The organism is Bacillus sp. EE-W1 (assembly GCF_009760835.1).
GTDB classification, from domain to species: domain Bacteria; phylum Bacillota; class Bacilli; order Bacillales; family Bacillaceae_G; genus Bacillus_A; species Bacillus_A wiedmannii.
Genome location: NZ_WIPE01000066.1, coordinates 1 through 861, shown reverse-complemented (window position 1 = coordinate 861; position 861 = coordinate 1). Strand labels below are relative to the sequence as shown.

The 861-nt window shown below is 33.4% G+C and carries 1 protein-coding gene; it reads left to right on the top strand.

Going from position 1 to position 861, the window contains the following annotated elements:
- Nucleotides 1-401 (top strand): YrrS family protein (locus tag GFJ36_RS16285; RefSeq protein ID WP_157349681.1); only part of this gene is annotated, 401 nt, incomplete at its 5' end.
- Nucleotides 402-861: the final 460 nt, after the last annotated feature.

The following is an 861-nucleotide window of genomic DNA, read 5'->3' as shown; positions in this document are numbered from 1 at the left end:
AACGTGAGGAGAAAGAAGCAGCACTGTTAGAAGAGAAACAAAAAGCAGAAAAATCGGTAAAAATGAACGGAAATGAAAATAAAGAGGGAGAAAAAACGGCATCTCAAGAAAAGGGTTCTCAAACTAATCCTTCTTGGAAGCCAATTGGTACAGTGCAAGGAGCAAAACCTGAAATGAAATTTAAAGAAGGAACAGTAGATTGGAGTGAGATGAAACAAGCAATTTCTTATGCTGTTGATGTTCCAGAGAGCCAATTGATTTTCGATTTTATTGGGAATAATGGTGATAATAAAGCCTACGGTAATGTACGAGATAAGCAAAGTAATAAAAAATATAAGGTTGATATTGATTGGGTAGAGAATCAGGGGTGGAAACCAGCATCTGTTCAAGTGGTGAAATAAATAATAGAAATGTAATTATGTGTTTAAAAGTTTACTTTTTTAAAAACTCCAAAAAGAGTCCGTATCAATCAGGACTCTTTTTGTTATGTTGACAGCATTAATTACTTGGACTCATTTGTTAGATCCTGATGTGGATCAACTTTGATAATCAATAAAGTCTCATCTGGTGTGAGCGTTCATCTATTAACCAAAGAACAACAAAAAAACGATTACAGGATTAAGTTGTACAAGAAAATAGAAAGGAAGGAAATATTCTCCTCGTAGTAAACGACTTAGTAGTATCGATCTTTATATGACCAACACTCCTGCACCTAGAGAAAACAATGAAAAGCTCAAGGAAAGAAAACAACAAAGATAGAAGGGAAACACAAAGCAGAAAAATCTGTAGCTACATGTGAATGATTTGAAAAATCTTCATTATAAATTTAGGCTAACTTCACATAGAGCACATATTAATATT